A 20,014-nucleotide genomic window follows, 5' to 3' on the forward strand; every position below is an offset into this window, starting at 1 on the left:
CGCAAAGCCTGCTCTCGCGTGACTGTTTTCGAGTCGGGCGAGAGCGCATTGGGCTTACGTCAACGAGCGATAGAGGGAGACGACCAACGCCTTGGGATTGCGCATCGAAACGCCATTGAAAGGGCGTGCAAGACAAGAGCTCCACGGCCCTAGGTGTCTCTCACAAAACTCCCGCTGCGCCGTCGTGCTCCGAGGAGAACCGACCGTGACCGGGAGTTTTGTGAGACTTTTTAAGACGGGCGATCCTTGGGTCCGAAACCCTGCCCCGCCGTTCAGGTGTTCAGCCGGACGGGGAAGGGGAACGCCGCCCGGAGGGCCTTCGTATCGATTGGCGACGGCGGCAGGACGCACTTGCGCGCTTCGAGCCACTTCAGGTCGGTGAATCGCGGCGGGACGCCGAGCGCGGGATCATCGAGACCGACCGAGAGCTTGTAATCCCGCATCTTGAACGAATCCCCCGCGTTTTCCAGGTCGCTCGTCACGCGGAGCGACTGACAGGGAATACCGTAGGCATGGGAAACGATGAGGCCGTGGAGCGAGGTGGAGACGATCTCCTCGCAGCTCATGATGTCTCGGATTACACGTTCGATTTCGTCAAACGTCACCGATCGCAGCGAAATGACTTTGATGTGGTCCGCACCCAGCTTCTCGATGGCGGCCCGGAACATCCCTTCCTGCAGCACGTGTGGAATGATGCCGATCTTGTGGGTTTTGGGCACATCCGGTGCATACACCTCTGGCAGTAGGACGGCGGCATCACCGTAGATCTCCGGGCATTCTCCACCGCTGGCGAGGATCGCCGAACGCGAGAGCGGACCGCGCACGGCGCTGTAGATCGCGGTCGGGCAGAGTGGGTCGCTGCCGCGTGGCATGCCGGTTCCCCACACGTGGGTGCCGGGGCGGGCGAACTTGGCGATGCTGCCGATGCAAAGACCTTCCGCCTTGCTGGAGGCCACCCAGCGCGGCATCACACCGAAGGCGTGCCAAAGGATGTACGGGGTGAGGATGTCGCCGAAATTGCCGGGATAGGGGCTGCGCATCCACCACACTTTGGGGCGGTACTTCTCGTCGAGGCCGGCTTCGGCCGCCAACTCGTCGAACGTGCGCAGGGTGCGGAACGCCGTGACGAAGGCACCCCATTTCTGCTCTGACTCAGCGAGGAGTTCGTTCTCCAGCTTGATGTACGCGTCCCTGTTGCCTTTCCGGAGATGGGCGTGGAACGCTTTCGCCGCCGCCTTCTCGGCCTGATTCTCCTGACCTTCGAGCTCTTCCTGGTCCGACACTCGATCTCTCCAAACTTGGTCGTCAGCGCAATTCGACAGAGCTTATCGTCTCGGAGACAGTCAGAGTCGAGGCCGTTACCGGAGAACGGCATAAGGGAAAGGCCGATCTGCCGAAACTGCCGATTCCTGACGGGGACGGGCGTAGGGGCGGCGTCGCTCAAAACGTCGGTCTACGATGCCTTCGGCTGCCCGGAGACGTCAAGAATGCAGGTATCGCAGACTGATAGTCTGGAATAGATATAAATCAAATCTGATGATCTGGCGAGTTATGTAAGATTTATACTCTTTCCAATATTCTCAAATACGCTTGATTGATCGCGCGTCTTGCTTCTTTATACCCGCTATCGGGGCATTGCGGGATGTGGAGGTCGGCCGAGATGGAACGGATGCTGGAACTGATCCGCGGCTATGCACGGCTGGCATGGTGGGACGGGTGCGCCGTCGACATGCGTCTGCACCGCATCGCCGACTTGGTGGATTTCCTCGCCGCCGCGAAGGAGCCGCGGTTGATGCCCCAATCAATCCCGATCACAAAAGGAGAGATCGCGTGAGCGCCGTCCGTTCGTCCCGGCCCTGTATCGAGCCGGCCAAGGAGGGAAGCGAGCTGGACGAAGCACTGCGCCGCGCCTTCTGGACCAGTCTGCACCGTCAACCTCTTCCGGCGCTCCAGGCCCTGACGGTGGCAGCCCGCACGATCGGGACGCTGTATCGACAGATCGCCGAGGCCCATGACGGCCCAGGCGGCTGCAATTGCGGGTGGGAGCCCGATCCCGATAGCGATCTCATCGTGCTCGAAGCCAATCTGGCGGCGGCCCTGCTCAAGCCGCCGGAAGCTGATCTCGCTTTCATGGCAATGCTCGGACGAGCGTGAGGTAGGCCGTGACGGCCTGATTGACCCGTGGTTCTCGATGAGCCGTGGCCTGGGGCCCCACGTCCGGTTCCTTCCCTCGACGCTCCGCATGAGGGATTGGTTAACCCGTTCCCGTTCATGATCCGTCCGACCCAACAGGGTGGAGGTGGGAATGGACGTGATCTACCGCGGTCTCGAAACGTCACTTCTCGGGCTGACCCTCGTCTTGGGTATCGCAGCCTTTGCCCTTCCCTCTCTGGCCCCCCGCATGCTCGGCGCCCCGGAGCTTGCCGTGACCCTGCCGCTGCTCAGCGTCACCGCTGAACGTTGAAATCGATCACGGGATTCCTCCCGCGATGTCGGTGGCATCGGAGCCGGCACGCGAGAAGAGATCGCGATCGTCACGGTGCGGTGTCACACAAGCAGCAACGCATCCCAACTATCTAGGTGCGGCGCGTCATCGCGCTGCAACTGTTTTGCTCCCACGCGACTTTACAGATCAAGCGCTGCGGTAAGCGCAATGGCTTGGGTCTGAATGGTGCTTCGAAAAACGGAGCGCGGGCAGGGTTGCGATGACGAAACGATTTGGCCTTTTCACTGCGATGGGTGTTGCGCTCTTCGTCGGTATGTCCTCCTTTTCCGCTGAAGCGATGCCGGGGACCGAGGGATCCTCGACCACCACGCCTCACCGGGATGCGGAACTCGGCAAGGTTGCTCTGACGGTCGAGGCCGAAGACGACACTCTGGCCTGCACCAAATCGCGCAAGCGCTTGTTCGTCGATGGCGAGGGCTGGATTGTCCGCCGCGTCACCACCTGCCGCTGAAACGACGGCCTCAATTTTTTGACGTACGGCGTACGGACATCGGGTTCTGCATCCTGCAGGTCGAGCGAAATCGTCTCTTCGTACTCTTCGCCGTTATTTTTCGACTGGCCCATGGCCCGATCGTGCCGTCCCATCTCGAACCGGATTCACGCAGCGAGGTTGGCATGTCGCCGACTCTAAAATGGTCGATGCTGGCATGCAATCTGGCACTTGCCCTTATGGTGGTGCCAGTTGCCTCTGCGCAGGATGTCGTCGCCTCGGGATACGGCCATCCCGACACGTCGCGCCTGCGATTCGATGAAAGCTATGCAGGGCCCTATGTCATCGCAGCCTCTCATACTGCGTCGCGCCCCCTCTTGCCCCGACCCACAGAGTTGGTTCCGAGTGCCTGGGGCTATGGAACATATGGCATTCCCACCGCTACCGGCATTCGTCCCGCGCCCGTCGGAACACCCACCATCTACCTGATTGATACGTCGCCCGGCGCGATGCATCTGGCTCGTCACGCCGGCCCCAGGATACTGTCCCGGAAAGGGCGAAATCCTGCCGCGATATCCATCGCTCCGCAGATGCGGGCCGGAGCGATGATCGTTACGTTACGTATCGGGCGACACGCCTCACGCTGAGGGGCGATGTCAGTACTGCGCGCGCATGATCGTCTCGGAGACAAGCTTGATGGGCTTTCCGCGTCCCATCATGATCGCCGCGCGGGATTGCTCCGGATCGGACTCGAACCGAGTGCGCACCCATGAGACGAGGAACTTCAGGTATTCCGAGCCGATGAGCCTTGCCGTTCCGGGGTGACGCCACCAGCGATCGGCGTCGAAGCCTTCCGCGATCACGGGGTGGGGAAGGACGCGATCTTTGCCCATCAGCGCGTGGTCCAGCTCCACCAGAGTTCGGGGCATGTGGTAGTTCGAGGTGACCACCGCGACGGTGTTGAACCGGTGCTGGCGCATCCAGCGCCGGGTCTCGATGGCGTTGCCGATCGTGTTGCGTGCCCGGTAATCGAGATCGACGCAGCACTCGATCCAGTGGCGCTGGCTCGGGTTGAGCCGGGCGATCTCGTCGCGGCTCGTGCGCTCGTTGACGCCGGTGATCAGCAGGCGCCGGCCATAACCGCCGGCAAGCAGGTCGATGGCGTCGCCGATACGCTGTGCGCCACCCGTGAGGACCACGATCCCGTCCGCCCGGCCGTCGAGCGTGCGCTCGTCGCGGGCAATTGACTCGGCGAAGATCAGGAACCCAGCGACCAGCGCCAGGGTGGCGACGGTACCGAGGCCGAGGGCGAGATAGCCGAGGCGCTTCAGTCTTGGAGACATCACCCTTGCGATCCGTGCGGGGGGCACCGACGATTCCATCCAACCGCGTGGCCAGACCCAACCGAACGCCTCCAGCGGGCGAGTGGTGCCAAGTCCTGACATCCGCGTGGCCATTCTCCGAAGGTAGTGCCGAATGCGGCATCCGCGAGGCGATACTTCCGCCTCCAAGGGTTTACGAATGGTTAACCCGATTCGGAGGCGACGTTCGAAATCCGTGAGATGTCAGGCTGAAGGACGGGAGAGGACGTGTCCCGCAGCCGAAAGCGAGGTTCAGCGCAAGAAGCGCCGGACCGTCAGCCGCGATACGATGCCGGTGACCACTGACGCGATGACGCCGATGAGGAGGACGGCGGCGTAGCCACGCCAGCCGATATGGAAGGCGCCGAACAGGGCCTCGATCTCGTCTCCGGCCGGCCCCGACCGCCAGAGCTGGGCGAGCAGTCCCGCTAGCGCGAAGACCGCCAGTGCCAGGCACGAGCCAATGACGCCCCCGCGCAGGCCGAGGCGGAAGAAGCGGCGCTGGAAGGCGCGAGCGATGAAATCGTCGTTCGCGCCGACGAAGTGCAGCACCTCCACCACCTCCCGGTTGCCCGCCATGGCGCCGCGCGTGGCAAACACGACGGCGAGGCCGGTGGCGATCAGCACGAGGGCGACGATGCCGATGCCGACGCCGACGAAAGTGTTGGCCATGGTCGAGAGCCGCTGAAGCCATAGGGCATGGTCGTCGAGGCTCGCCACCCCCGGCATGGCTTCGCCGAGCGCACTTCGCAGCCCCTTCAGGTCGGGGGCGGGGGAATCCGCGAGTTTCAGGGTCACGAGCCGCGGAACCGGCAGGTCGGAGAGGTCGAGGCCGCTGCCGAGCCAGGGCTCGAGCAGGCGTTCGGCCTCCGCCTTCGAGAAGATCCGCGTCGTAGCGATTCCGGGGGTCGCTTTCGCCAGCGCGTCGGCCTTGGCCACGTCGGCATCGATATCGCGGCCGGCGCTTGGCCTCACCTGGATCGTCACCTCCTGCGCGACGCTCCCCTGCCACTGGTCGGCGCTGGAGGCGACGATCTCCGCTGCCCCGGCACAGAGAGCCGCCAGGAAGGTCAGGATCGCGATAACGGCCGCGAGCGCCCGGCTCGCCGCCGAGTCGGTGGGGACGAGGGGGGCGTTGCGTCGCAGGGTCGCTGGAAGCGCCTCCTGATCGGGTGCGACAGGTAGCGAGGGATGCGGGGGTGGGCTTGCCTGGCCCATCAGCGTTCGATCTGCAGCCGGCCCTGACCCAGGACGAGCCGGGGGGCGTCGACGAGGTCCATCAGGGCGAAATCGTGGGTGGCGATCAGGACCGAGGTTCCGAGCCGGTTGAGTTCGATGAAAAGCCGCAGCAGCCGCCGGCCGAGGCCTGGATCGACGTTGCCGGTGGGTTCGTCGGCGAGGAGAAGGTCAGGCCGGGCGATGAGCGCGCGGGCGATCGCCGCGCGCTGCTTCTCGCCGCCCGAGAGAAGCGGCGGTAGGACGTGCATGCGCTCGCCGAGACCGACCCAGCGTAGGAGTTCCACCACCTCGGCGCGGTAGCTCGTCTCCGACCGGCCCTGGACGCGCAGCGGCAGGGCGACGTTCTCGTAGGTGGTCAGGTGGTCGAGCAGGCGGAAATCCTGGAATACGATGCCCATCCGCCTGCGCAGGCCGGTAAGCGCCTCGTTGGAGATGTCGCTGACTTCCTGTCCGAACACCGAGACCAGCCCCCGCGTCGGCCGCACCGAGAGCAGGATCAAGCGCAGCAAAGTGGTCTTCCCCGCGCCGGAGGGACCGGTGAGAAACTGGAACGAGCGCGGGGCGATCTGGAAGCTCACGTCGCTCAGCACTTCCGGCCCGAGGCCGTAGCGCATGCCCACATTCTCGAACTGGACAACGGGCTCTTCGACGCCCGAAAGGAGGCTGTCACCCGTCACGCGAGATGCCCAGATCCGTCGATGCCCAATTCTGCTGACAAGCGTGTGCTCCCATTCTGCTGCTTCATGAAGGATTAACCGCTCTCGGCGATGACGGTGTGAGTCTTTTTCACCGAACCGGCAACTGCCGATCGCGAATTCGAGGCGCCATGTCGCCATGCTGATCGTCTGTCCGTCCTGCGCAAGCGAATACGACATCGCCACCGACAGGGTCGGCGTCGAAGGCCGCTCGGTGCGCTGCGCCGCCTGTCGCGAAACCTGGTTCATCTCACCCGACGAGGTCGCCGCGGCGCTGGCCGAGGAGATGGCCGAAATTCAAGCGGCGATGGGCTCGGTGGAAGGGCGCGGCGAGGCGCAGGCCGATCTCGATGCATGGGAAGCGGCACTGGCCGAGGAGGCTCAGTCCGCAGCGGTGGATCCGGAGCCTGAGGATAACCCGGTCCGCAAGGCCCGCGGGCGGATTCCGCCGAAGAAGCGATGGGGCGCCCCGTCGCCGGCCGCCGCCTTCGGGCTCGCCCTGCTGGCGGGCATTCCCCTGGCGCTTCTCGCGCGCAGCACCGTGGTGCGAGCCATGCCCCAGAGCGCCGCGCTCTATGCCCGGATCGGCATGCCGGTGAACCTGCGCGGCATCGAGATCCGCGATCTTGCGGCATTCCAGACCCAGGGCGAGGGTGCTGCCTCCCAACTCATCGTCGAGGGTGACATCGTCGGCGTAGCGGGCGGCACAGTACCGGTGCCACCGATCGAGGTGGAGGTGCGGGACGGGCGGGACCAGACCATCTACCGCTGGACCGTGGCGCCGCCTCGCTCCAGTCTTGAGGATCGCGAGACGGCCCGGTTCCGGGCGAGTTTGTCGGCTCCTCCGGCGCAGGGGCGCACGATCAAGGTCGGATTCGCGCCGGAACGCGGGATGCCCGAGGCGGATGCGACACGCTAAATGTGCGCCATCGAGCGTCCCTTCGAGCGAAATCCGATGCCAGCCGCGTCCGCTCGTGATAGGGAGATCGCATGACTAGTCCGACCCGACGCGTGCGCGTCCTCTTCGACGAAACCGCTATCGCGAACCGCAACGAGGAGCTGGCCGCGGCCATCGTCGCGGCCAAGCCCGAGAATCTCCTCGTCGTGGCGGTTCTCAAGGGAAGCTTCATGTTCGCGGCCGACCTGCTGAGGGCGCTGCACCGCTCCGGCCTGTCGCCGCAGGTCGAGTTCATCCACCTGTCGAGCTATCGCAGCGGCACGGTGTCCTCGGGGCAGGTGGAGATCCTGCGCGACGTGGAGAGCGAGGTTCGCGGCCGCGACGTCCTCCTCGTGGACGACATCCTGGAATCCGGACGCACCGTCGTCTTCGCCAAGGACCTGCTCATGGCGCGCGGCGCCAAGCGGGTTTTGACCGCCGTCCTGCTGGAGAAGCCGGGCAAACGGGCTGTGACCATCGATGCCGATTTCGTCGGATTCACCTGCCCCGATGTGTTCGTGGTGGGCTATGGCATGGATGTCGCCCACGAATACAGGCAGCTCCCCTTCGTCGGCCTGGTCGACCACGTGAGCAGCGAGCCGGATCTGTTCGGCGGCACCTGAGCCCGGACTCCAGGCAAGCGAAGCAGACGATCAGACACACCCGTGACTTTAGGGCGACAATTGCGTGCGACCGGGTATCGCGGAACATTTGCGTATTATTTGATGCAAAACAGCGCTTGACATCGAGGCGAGGTCAAAGCGCAGTCTGGGCGATCCAGAAGAGATAAAGAGTTGATGGCACGAATCCTCCTCGTTGACGATGAAGAGCCCGTGCGCGGCTTCCTGAAGCGGGGCCTGGAAATCGACGGGCATTCCGTCGTGACGGCGTCGGACGGGAGCGACGGGCTCGATCGACTGACGGAGGCGGATGGCGCATTCGATCTGATGCTCACCGATATCCGCATGCCGCTGATGGACGGCATCGCTCTCGCTCTCGCAGCCAAGCGCGATTTTCCCGACTTGACCATCCTCCTGATGACGGGGTTCGCCGACCAGCGCGAGCGGGCCCGTGGCCTCGACGCCATCGTCACCGACGTGCTGACGAAGCCTTTCTCGCTGGCGGACCTGCGCTCGACGGTGAAACGCGCGCTCGCCGCCTGAACCGGCCGCACGGCCGCAAAATTTCTATGAAGCTTGGCCGCGGGTCCTTGCGTTGCTGAAGGGAGTGTTTCCTCCTTTCCTCGCGACGAGTGCCCCATGATGTCATCGACGACGACCCGCGCCGCCCTGACGGCGGTGCTCCTTTCCGGCACGATCGTCACTGGGGCCGTTGGGGCTGAAGCCCAGGCGGGTCCCGCCGCCGGCACACTCACCAAAGTGGCGAGCTTCGAGCATCAGGTCACCGGCGTCACCGTCTCCAAGGACGGCCGCGTCTTCGTCAATTTCCCGCGCTGGACCGAGGACAGCGCCGTCTCGGTCGCCGAGGTGAAGGACGGCCGGATCACACCTTTCCCCGATGCGGAGTGGAACGCGTGGCGCAATGCGCGCAAGGACGAGGTCTCAGCCGGTGACCATTGGATCTGCGTCCAGAGCGTGGTGGCCAGCCCGGACGGCAATCTCTGGGTGCTCGATCCGGCCGCGCCCGCCATGGCGGCGGTGGTGAAGAACGGGCCGAAGCTCGTGGAGATCGACCTCAAGACCAACAGGCCCGCCCGCACCATCGCCTTCGACGAGGCGGTGGCCCCGCAAGGCTCTTACCTCAACGACGTCCGCTTCTCACCGGATGGAAAGACGGCCTACATCACCGACTCGGGCGCGAGTGGTGCCCTCGTCGTGGTCGATCTCGCCAGCGGCAAGGCCCGCCGCCTCCTCGACGGCGATCCGACGACCCAGCCCGACAAGACGGTGACCGTGACCTACGAGGGCAAGCCCCTGAAGCGTCCCGATGGGCGCGGCGTGGAATTCGCTGCCGACGGCATCGCCCTCTCGCCCGATGGCGGCACCCTCTACTGGCAAGCGATCAAGGGGCGGACCCTCTACAGCCTGCCGACCTCCGCGCTCACCGGCTGGCTGACGTCGTCGCTCGTGCCGGAGGCACTCAGCGACAGGAGCCTCTCGGGCAAGGTGGAGACGGTGGGCGAGAACGGCCCGGCGGATGGCCTCATCATCTCGCGCAAGGATGGGCGGATGTACGTCACCTCGCCCCAGGACGATTCGATCAAGGTCCGCGATTTGTCCGCCAAGGGCTCCGCCCTCACGACACTGGTGCAGGACAAGCGCCTGCGCTGGCCCGACACCTTTGCCGAGGGACCGGACGGAACCCTCTACGTGACGACCTCACGCATCCAGGATTCGGCCTTCTACAAACCCGACGCCCCTGCGGCCCTGCCCACCGACCTGTGGAGCATCAAGCCCTCGGCGAGCGATGCCACCGGCTCGATGAGCCCATCCGCCCGCTGAGACCGAAGGCCCGGCCTGTCGGCGAGACCGGCCGGGCATTGCCGCCGCCCTCCGTCACGAGCTTTTCCATGCGCCGACGCGACATCCTCTACGGCCTTGCCGCATCCGGTCTCTGGAGCGGCCACGCCTCAGCGGCTCCGATCCTTCGTTCGGACGATCCCCGGTTCGCCGAACTGGTCGATCCGTCCGCCCGGCCGGTGACCCTCTATCACGAGGGTCGGTGGTGCGAAGGCCTGTGCTGGGCGCCGCATCTCGGGGGCCTCATCGTCAGCGACGTGCGGTCGAACCGCATGCTGGTGATTGGGGAGAACGGCCGAGTGACGCCGTTCCGCGATCCGTCCAACAATGCGAACGGCAACATCCTCGATGCCGAAGGACGTCTCGTCACCTGCGAGCACCGGACCCGTCGCGTCGTCCGCCGCGAGCCTGACGGGACGATGACGGTGCTGGCAGATTCTTATGGCGGCAAGCCCCTGAACTCGCCCAACGACGCGGCGCTCGCGCTGGACGGAGCGATCTGGTTCACCGATCCCGTCTTCGGCATCACGGTACCGGATGAAGGTATTCAGGCGGTGCCGGTCCAATCTGCGAGGCGGGTCTATCGGATCGATCCGGCCGGCGAGGTCCAGGGCATGACCGATGCCGTCGGCCAGCCCAACGGCATCGCCTTCGCGCCCGACGGCCACACGCTCTACGTCACGGAGACCAGTGCCGCCCTGGACAATGCGGAAGGCGCGCGCGCCATCCTCGCCTTCCCTGTGAAGGACCGGCGCCTCGGCGAGCCACGGGTCGTCGCCTCGCTCGATGCCGGTGCTCCGGACGGTCTCGCCATTGATGAGGCCGGGCGGATCTACGCCGCCTGTGCCGACGGCGTGCGCATCTACCTGCCCGACGGGACGCTGCTCGGCCGGATCGCCACGGCGACGCCGGCCTCCAACGTCGAGTTCGGTGGGGCGGACGGGCATCGCCTCTTCATCTCGGCCGGCTCCGTGGTGGCCGCCATCGATCTCAAGGTCCGGGGCGCGGCAAAAGCCGGCTGACCGATTTCATTTTCTCCAGGATTGCAGCATACATGACCCTCGCTCGACGTGACATGCTGGCGGCCGGCCTCGCCGGATTTGCCTCCCTGAGCAGCCAAGCCTCCGCGGCTGAGGGAGGCTCCCCCCCTACGGCATCCGGCAAGACGGTTGCCAGCGATCCAGGGGTGCCGGGACTTGAACTCGCCATGGCGGCGGATGCGCCCTCGAACCCCACTGGCCTCACCGTGTCGCGGAGCGGCCGCATCTTCGTGATGATGCCGCGCTTCAACGCCAAGGTGCCCTTCACCCTCGGCGAAGTCATGCCGGATGGGAGCGTGGCGCCCTATCCCGACGAGACCACCAACCAGCCCGATGCGAAGCACGCCCAGACCCGTCTGCTGCATGTCCCCAATGGGGTGATGGACCGGGACGACAAGCTCTGGGTTCTTGATGCCGGACTGCCGGACGGCGCGGGCCCGCCCATGCCGGGTGGTGCCAAGCTCGTCCAGATCGATCTCACCAGCAACCGCATCGTCCGCGTCGTTCCGCTGGAGGCCGCCGTCACCGCGACCTCCTCGCTCAACGACCTGCGAGTCGATATCCGCGACGGCCGGGCGGTGGCCTTCATCACCGACCAGGGCCAGGACGGGCACGGCGCGATCCTGGCGGTGGACCTCGCCAGCGGCCGCGTCGTCCGGCGCCTCGCCGAGCATGCCAGCACCGAATCCCAAAAAGGCATCGTCAAGATCGTCGAGAACCGCCAGATCCTCCAGCGAAAGGCCGAAGGGCCGCCGCGCCCGGTGCAGGGTGGCGCCAACGGCATTGCCCTCAGCCCCGACGGCCGACGCCTCTACTACGCGCCCCTCATGGGCCGGCGGCTCTATGCGGTGGAGACCGCTCTGCTCCTCGACCCGGCGGTGTCCGATGCCGAGGTCGCCGCCGCCGTGGAGGATCTCGGCGAGAAGGGTATGACTGGCGGCCTCATCGCGGATTCGAAGGACCGCGTGTATCTCGCCCTGCAGGAGCATAACGCGGTCGGCCGGCGCGAGACCGACGGCACCGTCACCATCCTCGCCACCGATCCCCGGCTGATCTGGGCCGACACGTTCTGGATCACCCCTGACCGTTGGCTCTACATCACCGCCGCGCAGGTCAATCGGAGCCCGGACTACAACAACGGCCGCGACATGCGGCAGCCTCCCTACGCCATCCTCAGGATGCGCATCGACGCCGACCCGGCCTGATACGGCGTCCCCGCCCGGTCGTATGATCAGCCAAGCATGTGAGTGAGGAGGGCACGCAGCTGCGCCGGCTTGATCGGTTTGTGCATCAATTCGGCGCCGATCATCGCCACTTCGGCCTCGATCCCGGGCGAATGGTCGGCGGTGGTCACGATGACCGGCAGGGCCGAGCGGGTCACGCCGCGCAGGTAGCTCGCGACATCGAGGCCGCGGGCGCCGTGATCGAGGTGGTAGTCCAGGATCAGGACGTCCGGCGGGGGCTGCCCGGCGGCGACGCGCTCGACCACGCCCGCAAGGTCGCGATGGGCGCTGACCTCCGCATCCCAATTCTGCAGCAGACGCTTCAGGGCATCGGCGGTGGCCGGGTCATTCTCGACGATGAGGACGCGGGCCCCGGTCAACCGCGTCGCGATGGGCTCGGGGCCGGCCATGGTTTCAGTCCCGGAGGCGCCGATGGGCACGGACAGGCTGACCCGCGTACCATGGTCGAGCCGCGAAGTGAGGACGAGGGCATGGTCGAGGGCCGTGGCCATGCGCTGGACGATGGAAAGGCCGAGGCCGAGTCCCGGCTCGCCCTCGTCACCCCCCGCGCCGCCCCGGTAGAATTCCTCGAAGACGAGATGGCGCTCGCTCTCCGCGATGCCGCAGCCGGTATCGATCACCTCGATGCGGCACAGCCGACCGCGCCGGCGCGCGGCGATCAGCACGCCGCCCCGGTCGGTATAGCGGATCGCGTTGGAGACGAGGTTCTGCAGGATGCGCCGAAGCAGGATCGGGTCGCTGTCCACCCGGATCTCCGGGCAGCGGACCGCGAGGCGCAGGCCCTTGCGCTCGGCCATCGGCATGAAGCTGGCCGCGATCCCGTCGAGCAGATCGCCAAGAGTCACCGGCCGGATGACCGGGCGGACGATGCCGGCATCGAGCTTGGAGATGTCGAGCAGGGTCTTGATCAGGTCTTCGATGGTCTGCAGGCCCCGTTCCACCTGCCCCGACATCGCCAGAGCTTCCGGGCCGAGCGGCATGTCCGACAGGGCGGAGGCCGAGAGGCGTGCGGCATTGAGCGGCTGCAGCAGGTCGTGCCCGGCGGCGGCGAGGAAACGGGTCTTCGAGCGGTTGGCGGTCTCGGCCTCCTCCTTGGCCGCGACCAACGCGGCGTTGGAGCGCTCCAGGCTGTGCATCAGGCCGGTCAGTTCCTCGGTGCGGGAGCGAACCCGGCCCTCGAGCATGATCGCGGTCTGAAACAGCGAATAGGCGCCCCCCTGTTGGTCCATAGTGCGCTCCACATGCGCCATGAGTGCCGCGTTGATACGCTCCAGTTTGGCGATGCGGCGGCGGGCCTCTTCGTCGCCGACGCTGGGAGAGCCGGCCGTCATGAATCGGGCGGCCGGCCGATGGCGATGCCGGTGAAGGTCTGGTTGAGGTGCATCGCCCGGTACTGCTCGCCATAGGTCTCGAACCCGACCACGTCATAGCGGCGATAAAGATCGCAGATGCCCTGGCGGACCTGCCGGCTCTCCGCATCGAGGCGGCGCAGGATGCAGTCGAAGCCGATGATGAGATCGATCCCCCCGAGTGCCGCTTCGACGCGACTGAGTTCGCTGCGGGTGGTCTCCACGATGTCGCGCGGCCGGGCCAGGGTAAGCACGACGCCCTCGTCGATGGCGCAGAAGAAGCTCAGGGAGCCATCGGCGTTCATCCGCCGGATCGAGCGGCAGAAATACTCGCCCCCGACCTTCACCGCGAGAGGATAGGCGGCAAAGCTCATCGGCGTCAGCGCTTCCGGGTCGAGCCCTACCGCCATGGCGTATTCGCGGGCGGCGGGCTCGGCATTCAACTCGTGGACGATGCGCTGTTCGTCGTCGGAGGCCGTGACCACGAACTTTGTGGCCGTCGGCTCGAAATGATCGCTCTTGAAGATCTGGAACGGATAATCCGTCTCCACCAGCACCACCACTGCCGCCCGGCGATGGATCGCGCCTTCGTGGAGCAGCACCGTCTCGCGAAAGCTCAAATCGTCGCCGGCCGACCCGCCGACCAGGGGGATGCCGTCCAGCGCCCAGGCGATGGCCGAAACCACCGTCTCCTCCGCATTGGCGAGGCCATCGATGAAGCACAGGGCGAAGCGCCGGCTCGGTGCGGAATCCGGGGATTCCGTCTCCAGGATCCGCCGCAGGGCGCGGACGGACGAGGCCGTGCGCGCCACGTCGAGATGGTCGATGGCAGCGAGGATCGCCGAGACGACACGAAAGCCCTTTTCGGGGAACGCCACCACCACGAGACCGCGCTCCAGTCCTCCCGCCGGGCAGATGCCGCCCGACATGGTGCATCCGGTGATGGGTGTGCCGGGGAAGGCGCCCGCGAGGGCGGTGTTCAGGTCGTCGACGAGGTAATCGGGAGAGAAGAAGGCGAGCAGATGCGAGAGGCGGGATGAACCGATGCCGGCGGCGACATCTGCCACCGCCTCGGCCGCCGTCGCGGCAACCGTCCAGGCGGTCCTGATCCCGCACAGATGCCCACGCATCCGCGTGTCCCCCTTCACCGCTCCACACCCCCCGGCATCATGCGTCGGCTTTACGCCTTGACGTCATGTCGGAGAAGTATGTCGGTGCGTCAGGCCGGGCGCAATGGCGGCGCTTGCGAGCGCCGCCTTATGGGCTCAATTCACCGTCTTGAGGTCTTGCACCGAGACGTCGCCCTGGCGGGACGAGAAGGTCGGCGCCGAGCCGTTGCTCTGAGAGACGCCGCTGATCTGATGATCGCCGGTATCGTAGGTCGTGCGCTTGCCGTCGGTGTCGATGACGAGACGGCGCGCATCGGGGAAGAACGCGTAGCGCATCCCGTTCTGGCCACCGCTGGTGGAGGGCTGGCCCAGCTCCTGCGGCCACCAGGCCTCGCCGCCGGACATGGGTTTCATCGGTTCCATGGGCTTCATGGGTGCCATGGGCTTCATCGGTTCCATCGTCGTCGTCTCCGAGCGTGGTGAGTCAGACACGGCTACGCCCGAGAGCGGACAAGGTTGCACGGACCAGGCGTCAGCCCCTGTCGGCTGCGCGCCGGGAGGCGACGTCTACTTGCCGACATTGAATTTCCCCGCCGCAGGGGTCATATCGCGCACCGTTCGATCCCCGGAGGCAAACCCTTGAGCGATACCCTGGAACGGCACGAATTCGGTGCCGAGGTCGGCCGGCTGCTGGACCTCGTGGTCCACGCCCTCTACTCCGATCGCGAAATCTTCCTGCGCGAGCTGGTGGCCAACGCCGCCGATGCCCTGGACCGGCGCCGCTTCGAGGCGTTGACGCAGTCGGTCTCGGCCCCTCCGGCCGACGCGAAGGTGACGATCACCCCCGATAAGGCCGTGCGCACGCTGACGATCTCCGATCCCGGCATCGGCATGACAAAATCCGAACTGGCGCAGAACCTCGGCACCATCGCCCGCTCGGGCACCCGCGCCTTCAGCCAGTCGCTCGGAGACGCGAAGGCCGAGGACAAGCCCAGCCTGATCGGCCAGTTCGGCGTGGGCTTCTACTCCGCCTTCATGGTGGCCGACCGCGTCACCGTCACTTCGCGGCGCGCCGGTTCCGACGAAGCCTGGACCTGGGCCTCGGACGGCCACGGCAGCTACACCCTGGAACAGGTGACACGCGACGAGCCCGGCACCGACATCGTCCTCCATCTCAAGGAGGATGCCGACGAGTATCTGGAGAGCTACCGCCTCGATCACGTCGTGCGCAAATGGGCCGATCACATCACCGTGCCGGTGGCCATCGTCTCAGAGGGCAAGACCGAGACCGCGAACCAGGGCACGGCCCTGTGGCGCAAGTCGAAATCCGAGGTCACCCCGGAGCAGTACACCGAGTTCTACCGCCATGTCGGCATGAACTTCGACGAGCCTTGGGCGACCCTGCATTGGCGGGCGGAGGGCGCGCTCGAATTCTCGGCGCTGCTGTTCATCCCCGGCATGAAGCCGTTCCAGGCGGTGGAAGGCGAACGCGCGAGCAAGGTCCGGCTCCATGTCCGGCGCATGTTCATCACCGACGAGGCCGAGTTGCTGCCGACCTGGCTGCGCTTCGTCCAGGGCGTCGTCGACACGGAGGACCTGCCCCTCAACGTCTCCCGCGAGATGCTGCAGGCGACGCCGGTCCTCACCAAGATCCGCCGCGCGGTCACCGGCCGCGTCCTCTCCGAACTCGGCACCCGCGCCAAGGATACGGAGGGCTATCAGTCCTTCTGGGAGAATTTCGGGCCCATCCTCAAGGAGGGCATCTACGAGGATTACGAACGCCGCGGCGAGATCGCCCCGCTCCTGCGCTTCCGCTCCTCGGCGGTGGAGGGCTGGACCTCGCTGCCTGATTACGTCTCACGCATGAAGGACGGCCAGGAGGCGATCTATTACCTCGTAGCCGACGATGCCGACGCGCTCGCGGCCTCGCCCCAACTCGAAGGGTTTCGCGCGCGCGGCATCGAAGTGCTGCTGCTCTCCGACCATGTGGACGCGTTCTGGCCCGAGCAACTCGGCCGCTTCGACGAGAAGCCGCTGCGTTCGGTGACACAGGGCGGCCTCGACCTCTCGAAGATCGCTGCCGCGGAGGATGAGGCCGCCGAGGCGCCGGCCCCGGTCGATGCCCTCATCGCCGCCCTCAAGGCGGCGCTGGCCAAGGATGTGGCCGATGTCCGCGCCACCGACCGGCTGGTGGAGAGCGCCGTGGTGCTCTCGGCTTCGGGCAGCGGGCCCGACCTGCAGATGCAGCGCCTCCTGCGCCGGGCCGGGCGCGGATCGGGCGGATTGCCGATCCTCGAGATCAACCCGCGCCATCCGCTGATCGCCTCCCTCGGAGCGAGGGCCGAGGCCGGGGAGGACGTGACAGAGGCCGCCGGCACCCTCGTCGACCTCGCCCGCATCCAGGACGGCGACACTCCCCGCGATCCGGTCGGCTTCGCCCGCAAGGTCGCCGCGGCCCTGGCCTCGGGCGCCTGAGCCCGCAACGTTCGACGGGAGCGCATTCTTTGTGCGCTCCCGACTTGTGATTCTGATCGAACTCGTGTTAACGAGCCTCCGTCTCATCGAGGCGCCCCGCGGAGAGGTGGCAGAGCGGTTGATTGTACCGCACTCGAAATGCGGCATGGGTGCAAGCCCATCGGGGGTTCGAATCCCCCCCTCTCCGCCACTAAGCCCCGTCATTGACACCATAAATGCGCCATTCCAGCGTCGAATGGGGGTCTAAAAACACCATCACAGGGCTCTCGAGGTCCGTGTGCGTTGTTTTTCAATGGCTTAGGTTTTTGCGTCTGGGCGCAGTGGATAATCGAGGTCGCTTGGAAAAATCCGACCCTCCACGATAGTGTCGCATGACCTTGACCTGCCATCGTCACACAACCGACGATGCACTAACTTCGAACCCGCGCCACCGAATGGGGGTAGGCCAGTTCGGTTCGAAGGTGCCGTTCGGCCGCCAGGGCCAGCCGGCCGATCTCGCCTCGGCCTACGTGATGCTGGCGTCGGACAAGAGCAGCTATACCCCAGGTTCCCTGGTCACCGTGGCGGGCAGGATGCCCGTCCTCTAATCGGCGACATTTCCCAGGGGGCGGTCATTTCGACTGTCCCCCATTTGTAGCCTACTGGTCGGGTCCGAAGGTGGGCGGCCCGAGGTGGCGGAGGAAATCCGGCTTGCCGAGGGTCACGCCGGATGCGCGAAGGATCGCGTAGGCGGTCGTGACGTGGAAGAAGAAGTTCGGCAACGCGAAGCCTGTCAGGTAGGCTTGTCCCGTAAAGCGATAGCCCGTGCCGTTGGGAAAGTTGAGCACCACCTCGCGCTCGGCGCTCGATGCCAGCGCGGTCAGATCGACGCTTTCGACGAAACTGATCGTCAGTGCGCAACGCTCCTTGAGTTGGGTGAAGCTGGCCTCGGTGTCCGGCATCGAAGGCGCTTCGATGCCGGCGAGACGAGCCACCGCGTTCTTCGCACTGTCGGATGCCATCTGGTATTGGGCCGGCAAGGCCCGCATGTCGGGTGCGAGACGTCCGGCGAGAAGCTCGGCCTCCGGCTTTTCGGACGCCGCCTTGTCGAGCCAGGCGCTCATGTTGCGCAGTCCGTTGACGAAGATCGGAACGCTGACGTCGTGCATGCTGGTGCTCATGGCAGCCAGCTAGGCCGCTTATCCCAATCAGGGCAATGGGTTTACCGGGCCTTCGACGCCAAACTGATCGACCGGAGGCGGTGGACCTTCGCCCCCGTGCGGTTCGGCACCGGCCCCTGAGGTCCCTGAGGAGATCCCCGCAGCCCGATTGGCCACGGTCACGTCCCAAGGCGCCGGCGTCTGGAAGATCTCTCCGAGGAAGGTCAGGAACGCCTTCACGTTCGGGTTTCCCCGGCGGCTCTCCGGCCACAAGGCGGTGATCGCGTGCCGGTCGACGGCGTAGTCATGCAGAACCGGGATGAGGTCGCCTCGCTCGACATGGGTCGCCGCCAGGTAGGTGGGCGAGATGCCGATCCCGCCGCCGGTGACCAGGATGGCCGCGACGGCGTCGCTGACGTCGGTGACAATCCCGGCGTTCGGCACGATGTCCACGACACGGTCCCCGATCCGGAAGGGCCAGCGCAGCACCTGACCCGAGCTCTGGAACCTAAAGTTCACGCAAGCGTGGCCGACGAGCTCGTCCGGATGCCGCGGGATGCCATGCCGCGCCAGATAGGTCGGCGCGGCGAAGGCGCAGACGCGATGCGGCGCCAGGTGGCGTGAGATCAGGCGGCTGTCGCCGAGGTCGCCGACGCGGATGGCCACGTCGATGCCCTCCTCGATCAGATCGGCGAACCCGTCTCCGAGACGCAGATCCACCATCAGCCTCGGATAGCGTTCGCGGAATCGCGACAGGGCCGGCGCCAGGATGTGGAGTCCGATCGGCAGCGGTGCAGTGACCTTCAGGGTACCGGCCGGTTCCGAGCGAGCCGCCGCGGCCATCTGCTCGATCTCCTCGGCGGCCCGAAGCAATCCGAGGGCTCGCTCGTGGAGGTCTCGACCTTCCGGAGTCAGCGTCAGGGAGCGCGTGGTACGGTGGAAAAGGCGCAACCCGAGCCGTTGCTCCAGGCGCTGGATGCTCTTGCTCACCGCCGATGGCGAGATCCCGAGCGCACGAGCGGCCGCAGTATAGCTCCCGAGTGAACCCGCCCGGGCGAAAGCAATGATGCCCGTGAGCCTGTCGATGCCGATCTGTTCCGTCATGGCACGAGTGAAACGCCAAAGGGGCGAATTATCAAGCCAAGGACGCAGGTCTACCTTCGGGTCATCGGCGCCGCATCGGTGCCGGTTGAGGGACTCCGATCATGAGCCAGCCCGCCCATACCATGCCCACACCTTCCACTCTGCGGGACCGTACCGTCGTCATCTTCGGCGGCACCTCCGGCATCGGCCTCGCCGCCGCGATCCAGGCCAAGGCCGCCGGAGCGAAGGTCATCGTCGTCGGGTTCAACCCGGAGGGCGCCGAGCGGGTCGCCACCGAGAACGGCCTCGATGGCTGGCGCGCAGCCGACGTGACCAGGGACGAGACCATTGCACAAGCGCTTGCCGACATCCCGCATGTCGACCATCTCGTCCTGCTTGCCGGCAGCTTCGTCGCCGGCAAGGTCCTGAAGGCCGAAGTCGAGTACCTGAAGCGCGCTTTCGACGAACGGATCTGGGCGGCAATTCATACTCTTCGCGCCCTCGGCGACCGGCTTTCCAGGAACGGGTCGGTCACGTTCATCTCCGGCGCGCTGGCGGATCGTCCGAGCGCCCAGGGCACCGCCGTGCTGGCATCGGCGTCGGCTGCGATGGAAGCGCTTGCCCGGGGCCTCGTGCTGGAGATGGCGCCGGTGCGCTTCAACACCCTCTCGCCCGGCACGACCGACACGCCGCTCCTAGCCCGCACGCTCGGCGCGAACCGCGACGCCTACGTCGCTGCCCTTTCCGAGAAGCTTCCGCAGCGGCGCCTCGGTACGGCCAATGAGGCCGGCGCGGCTGTCGTCTTCCTCATGGCCAACGGTTTCATGAACGGAGAGACCTTGCACATCGACGGCGGCTCACGCTTGGTCTGATCCTTGAGCGGAAGATAGCGCGACGTTCGCAAGCGGATGTTCCGTCTCTGACCCA

Annotated in this window: 22 protein-coding genes and 1 tRNA gene; 14 read left to right on the forward strand and 9 right to left on the reverse strand. The window is 66.1% G+C overall.

Going from position 1 to position 20,014, the window contains the following annotated elements:
• Positions 1-272: 272 nt before the first annotated feature.
• The gene (locus tag FPV16_RS07395; RefSeq protein WP_227437520.1) at positions 273-1,283 is read right to left on the reverse strand and encodes a polysaccharide pyruvyl transferase family protein; all 1,011 of its coding nucleotides are present in this window, start codon (positions 1,281-1,283) and stop codon (positions 273-275) included.
• A 386-nt stretch (positions 1,284-1,669) separates the two neighbouring features.
• Between FPV16_RS07395 and FPV16_RS07400 the strand changes: the two genes are divergently transcribed.
• The 4 genes from FPV16_RS07400 (at position 1,670) to FPV16_RS07415 (ending at position 2,957) form a co-directional block, all read left to right on the forward strand.
• Entirely contained in the window at positions 1,670-1,834 is a 165-nt protein-coding gene (locus FPV16_RS07400; protein ID WP_227437522.1) for a hypothetical protein, read from the forward strand.
• Positions 1,831-2,154, forward strand: coding sequence for a hypothetical protein (locus FPV16_RS07405; RefSeq protein WP_227437524.1), 324 nt, complete (start codon positions 1,831-1,833; stop codon positions 2,152-2,154). The genes FPV16_RS07400 and FPV16_RS07405 overlap by 4 nt, the downstream gene beginning before the upstream one ends.
• Before the next feature lie 151 nt (positions 2,155-2,305).
• Positions 2,306-2,464 (forward strand): hypothetical protein, encoded by a 159-nt coding sequence (locus FPV16_RS07410; protein ID WP_227437526.1) that lies wholly within the window; start codon positions 2,306-2,308, stop codon positions 2,462-2,464.
• Between the two features lie 271 nt (positions 2,465-2,735).
• Positions 2,736-2,957, forward strand: coding sequence for a hypothetical protein (locus FPV16_RS07415; protein WP_227437528.1), 222 nt, complete (start codon positions 2,736-2,738; stop codon positions 2,955-2,957).
• A gap of 635 nt (positions 2,958-3,592) precedes the next feature.
• Here the strand turns inward: FPV16_RS07415 and FPV16_RS07420 are convergent.
• The 3 genes from FPV16_RS07420 to ftsE form a co-directional block, all read right to left on the reverse strand.
• The gene (locus tag FPV16_RS07420) at positions 3,593-4,279 is read right to left on the reverse strand and encodes a YdcF family protein (RefSeq protein ID WP_227437530.1); all 687 of its coding nucleotides are present in this window, start codon (positions 4,277-4,279) and stop codon (positions 3,593-3,595) included.
• Positions 4,280-4,549: 270 nt separating this feature from the next.
• On the reverse strand, positions 4,550-5,515 hold the full coding sequence (locus FPV16_RS07425; protein WP_227437531.1) for a cell division protein FtsX: 966 nt from the start codon (positions 5,513-5,515) through the stop codon (positions 4,550-4,552).
• The gene (gene ftsE / locus FPV16_RS07430) at positions 5,515-6,213 is read right to left on the reverse strand and encodes a cell division ATP-binding protein FtsE (protein ID WP_227437534.1); all 699 of its coding nucleotides are present in this window, start codon (positions 6,211-6,213) and stop codon (positions 5,515-5,517) included. The genes FPV16_RS07425 and ftsE overlap by 1 nt, the downstream gene beginning before the upstream one ends.
• 157 nt (positions 6,214-6,370) lie before the next feature.
• On the opposite strand from ftsE, the gene FPV16_RS07435 reads away from it, so the two are divergent.
• From FPV16_RS07435 to FPV16_RS07460, 6 genes are all read left to right on the forward strand, one after another.
• Positions 6,371-7,150: a zinc-ribbon domain-containing protein gene (locus FPV16_RS07435; RefSeq protein WP_227437536.1), complete on the forward strand. Its 780-nt coding sequence runs from the start codon at positions 6,371-6,373 to the stop codon at positions 7,148-7,150.
• A 71-nt stretch (positions 7,151-7,221) separates the two neighbouring features.
• A complete protein-coding gene (gene hpt / locus FPV16_RS07440; RefSeq protein WP_227437538.1) occupies positions 7,222-7,791 on the forward strand; it encodes a hypoxanthine phosphoribosyltransferase in 570 nt (189 codons plus the stop codon).
• A gap of 174 nt (positions 7,792-7,965) precedes the next feature.
• Positions 7,966-8,331 carry a response regulator gene (locus FPV16_RS07445; RefSeq protein WP_027171809.1) on the forward strand — a complete coding sequence of 122 codons (366 nt, stop codon included), beginning with the start codon at positions 7,966-7,968 and terminating at the stop codon, positions 8,329-8,331.
• Positions 8,332-8,427: 96 nt separating this feature from the next.
• Entirely contained in the window at positions 8,428-9,630 is a 1,203-nt protein-coding gene (locus FPV16_RS07450; RefSeq protein WP_227437540.1) for an SMP-30/gluconolactonase/LRE family protein, read from the forward strand.
• 68 nt (positions 9,631-9,698) lie between these two features.
• The gene (locus tag FPV16_RS07455) at positions 9,699-10,670 is read left to right on the forward strand and encodes an SMP-30/gluconolactonase/LRE family protein (RefSeq protein ID WP_227437542.1); all 972 of its coding nucleotides are present in this window, start codon (positions 9,699-9,701) and stop codon (positions 10,668-10,670) included.
• Between the two features lie 32 nt (positions 10,671-10,702).
• Complete coding sequence (locus FPV16_RS07460) at positions 10,703-11,893, forward strand: SMP-30/gluconolactonase/LRE family protein (RefSeq protein ID WP_227437543.1); 1,191 nt, start codon at positions 10,703-10,705, stop codon at positions 11,891-11,893.
• 26 nt (positions 11,894-11,919) lie between these two features.
• Here the strand turns inward: FPV16_RS07460 and FPV16_RS07465 are convergent, their stop codons facing one another.
• The 3 genes from FPV16_RS07465 to FPV16_RS07475 all read right to left on the reverse strand — a co-directional run bounded on the left by FPV16_RS07465 (position 11,920) and on the right by FPV16_RS07475 (position 14,849).
• On the reverse strand, positions 11,920-13,263 hold the full coding sequence (locus FPV16_RS07465) for a hybrid sensor histidine kinase/response regulator (protein ID WP_227437545.1): 1,344 nt from the start codon (positions 13,261-13,263) through the stop codon (positions 11,920-11,922).
• Positions 13,260-14,411, reverse strand: coding sequence for an FIST N-terminal domain-containing protein (locus tag FPV16_RS07470; RefSeq protein WP_227437547.1), 1,152 nt, complete (start codon positions 14,409-14,411; stop codon positions 13,260-13,262). Before FPV16_RS07470 ends, FPV16_RS07465 begins: the two co-directional genes overlap by 4 nt.
• Before the next feature lie 135 nt (positions 14,412-14,546).
• Entirely contained in the window at positions 14,547-14,849 is a 303-nt protein-coding gene (locus FPV16_RS07475; RefSeq protein ID WP_227437549.1) for a hypothetical protein, read from the reverse strand.
• A 180-nt stretch (positions 14,850-15,029) separates the two neighbouring features.
• Between FPV16_RS07475 and htpG the strand changes: the two genes are divergently transcribed.
• From htpG to FPV16_RS26395, 3 genes are all read left to right on the forward strand, one after another.
• Positions 15,030-16,865, forward strand: coding sequence for a molecular chaperone HtpG (htpG, locus tag FPV16_RS07480; RefSeq protein WP_227437551.1), 1,836 nt, complete (start codon positions 15,030-15,032; stop codon positions 16,863-16,865).
• A gap of 100 nt (positions 16,866-16,965) precedes the next feature.
• Positions 16,966-17,055 (forward strand) — tRNA-Ser (locus FPV16_RS07485).
• 181 nt (positions 17,056-17,236) lie between these two features.
• Entirely contained in the window at positions 17,237-17,452 is a 216-nt protein-coding gene (locus FPV16_RS26395; RefSeq protein ID WP_227437553.1) for an SDR family oxidoreductase, read from the forward strand.
• Positions 17,453-17,503: 51 nt separating this feature from the next.
• On the opposite strand, the gene FPV16_RS07495 is transcribed toward FPV16_RS26395, so the two are convergent.
• Both FPV16_RS07495 and FPV16_RS07500 read right to left on the reverse strand, forming a co-directional pair.
• Positions 17,504-18,013: a DUF1993 domain-containing protein gene (locus tag FPV16_RS07495; RefSeq protein ID WP_319802224.1), complete on the reverse strand. Its 510-nt coding sequence runs from the start codon at positions 18,011-18,013 to the stop codon at positions 17,504-17,506.
• A 39-nt stretch (positions 18,014-18,052) separates the two neighbouring features.
• Positions 18,053-19,108, reverse strand: coding sequence for a LysR family transcriptional regulator (locus FPV16_RS07500; RefSeq protein WP_227437557.1), 1,056 nt, complete (start codon positions 19,106-19,108; stop codon positions 18,053-18,055).
• Positions 19,109-19,209: 101 nt separating this feature from the next.
• On the opposite strand from FPV16_RS07500, the gene FPV16_RS07505 reads away from it, so the two are divergent.
• Positions 19,210-19,959 carry an SDR family oxidoreductase gene (locus tag FPV16_RS07505; RefSeq protein WP_227437559.1) on the forward strand — a complete coding sequence of 250 codons (750 nt, stop codon included), beginning with the start codon at positions 19,210-19,212 and terminating at the stop codon, positions 19,957-19,959.
• Positions 19,960-20,014 lie beyond the last annotated feature (55 nt).

This window comes from Methylobacterium sp. W2 (assembly GCF_020662345.1).
Classification (GTDB): Bacteria; Pseudomonadota; Alphaproteobacteria; order Rhizobiales; family Beijerinckiaceae; genus Methylobacterium.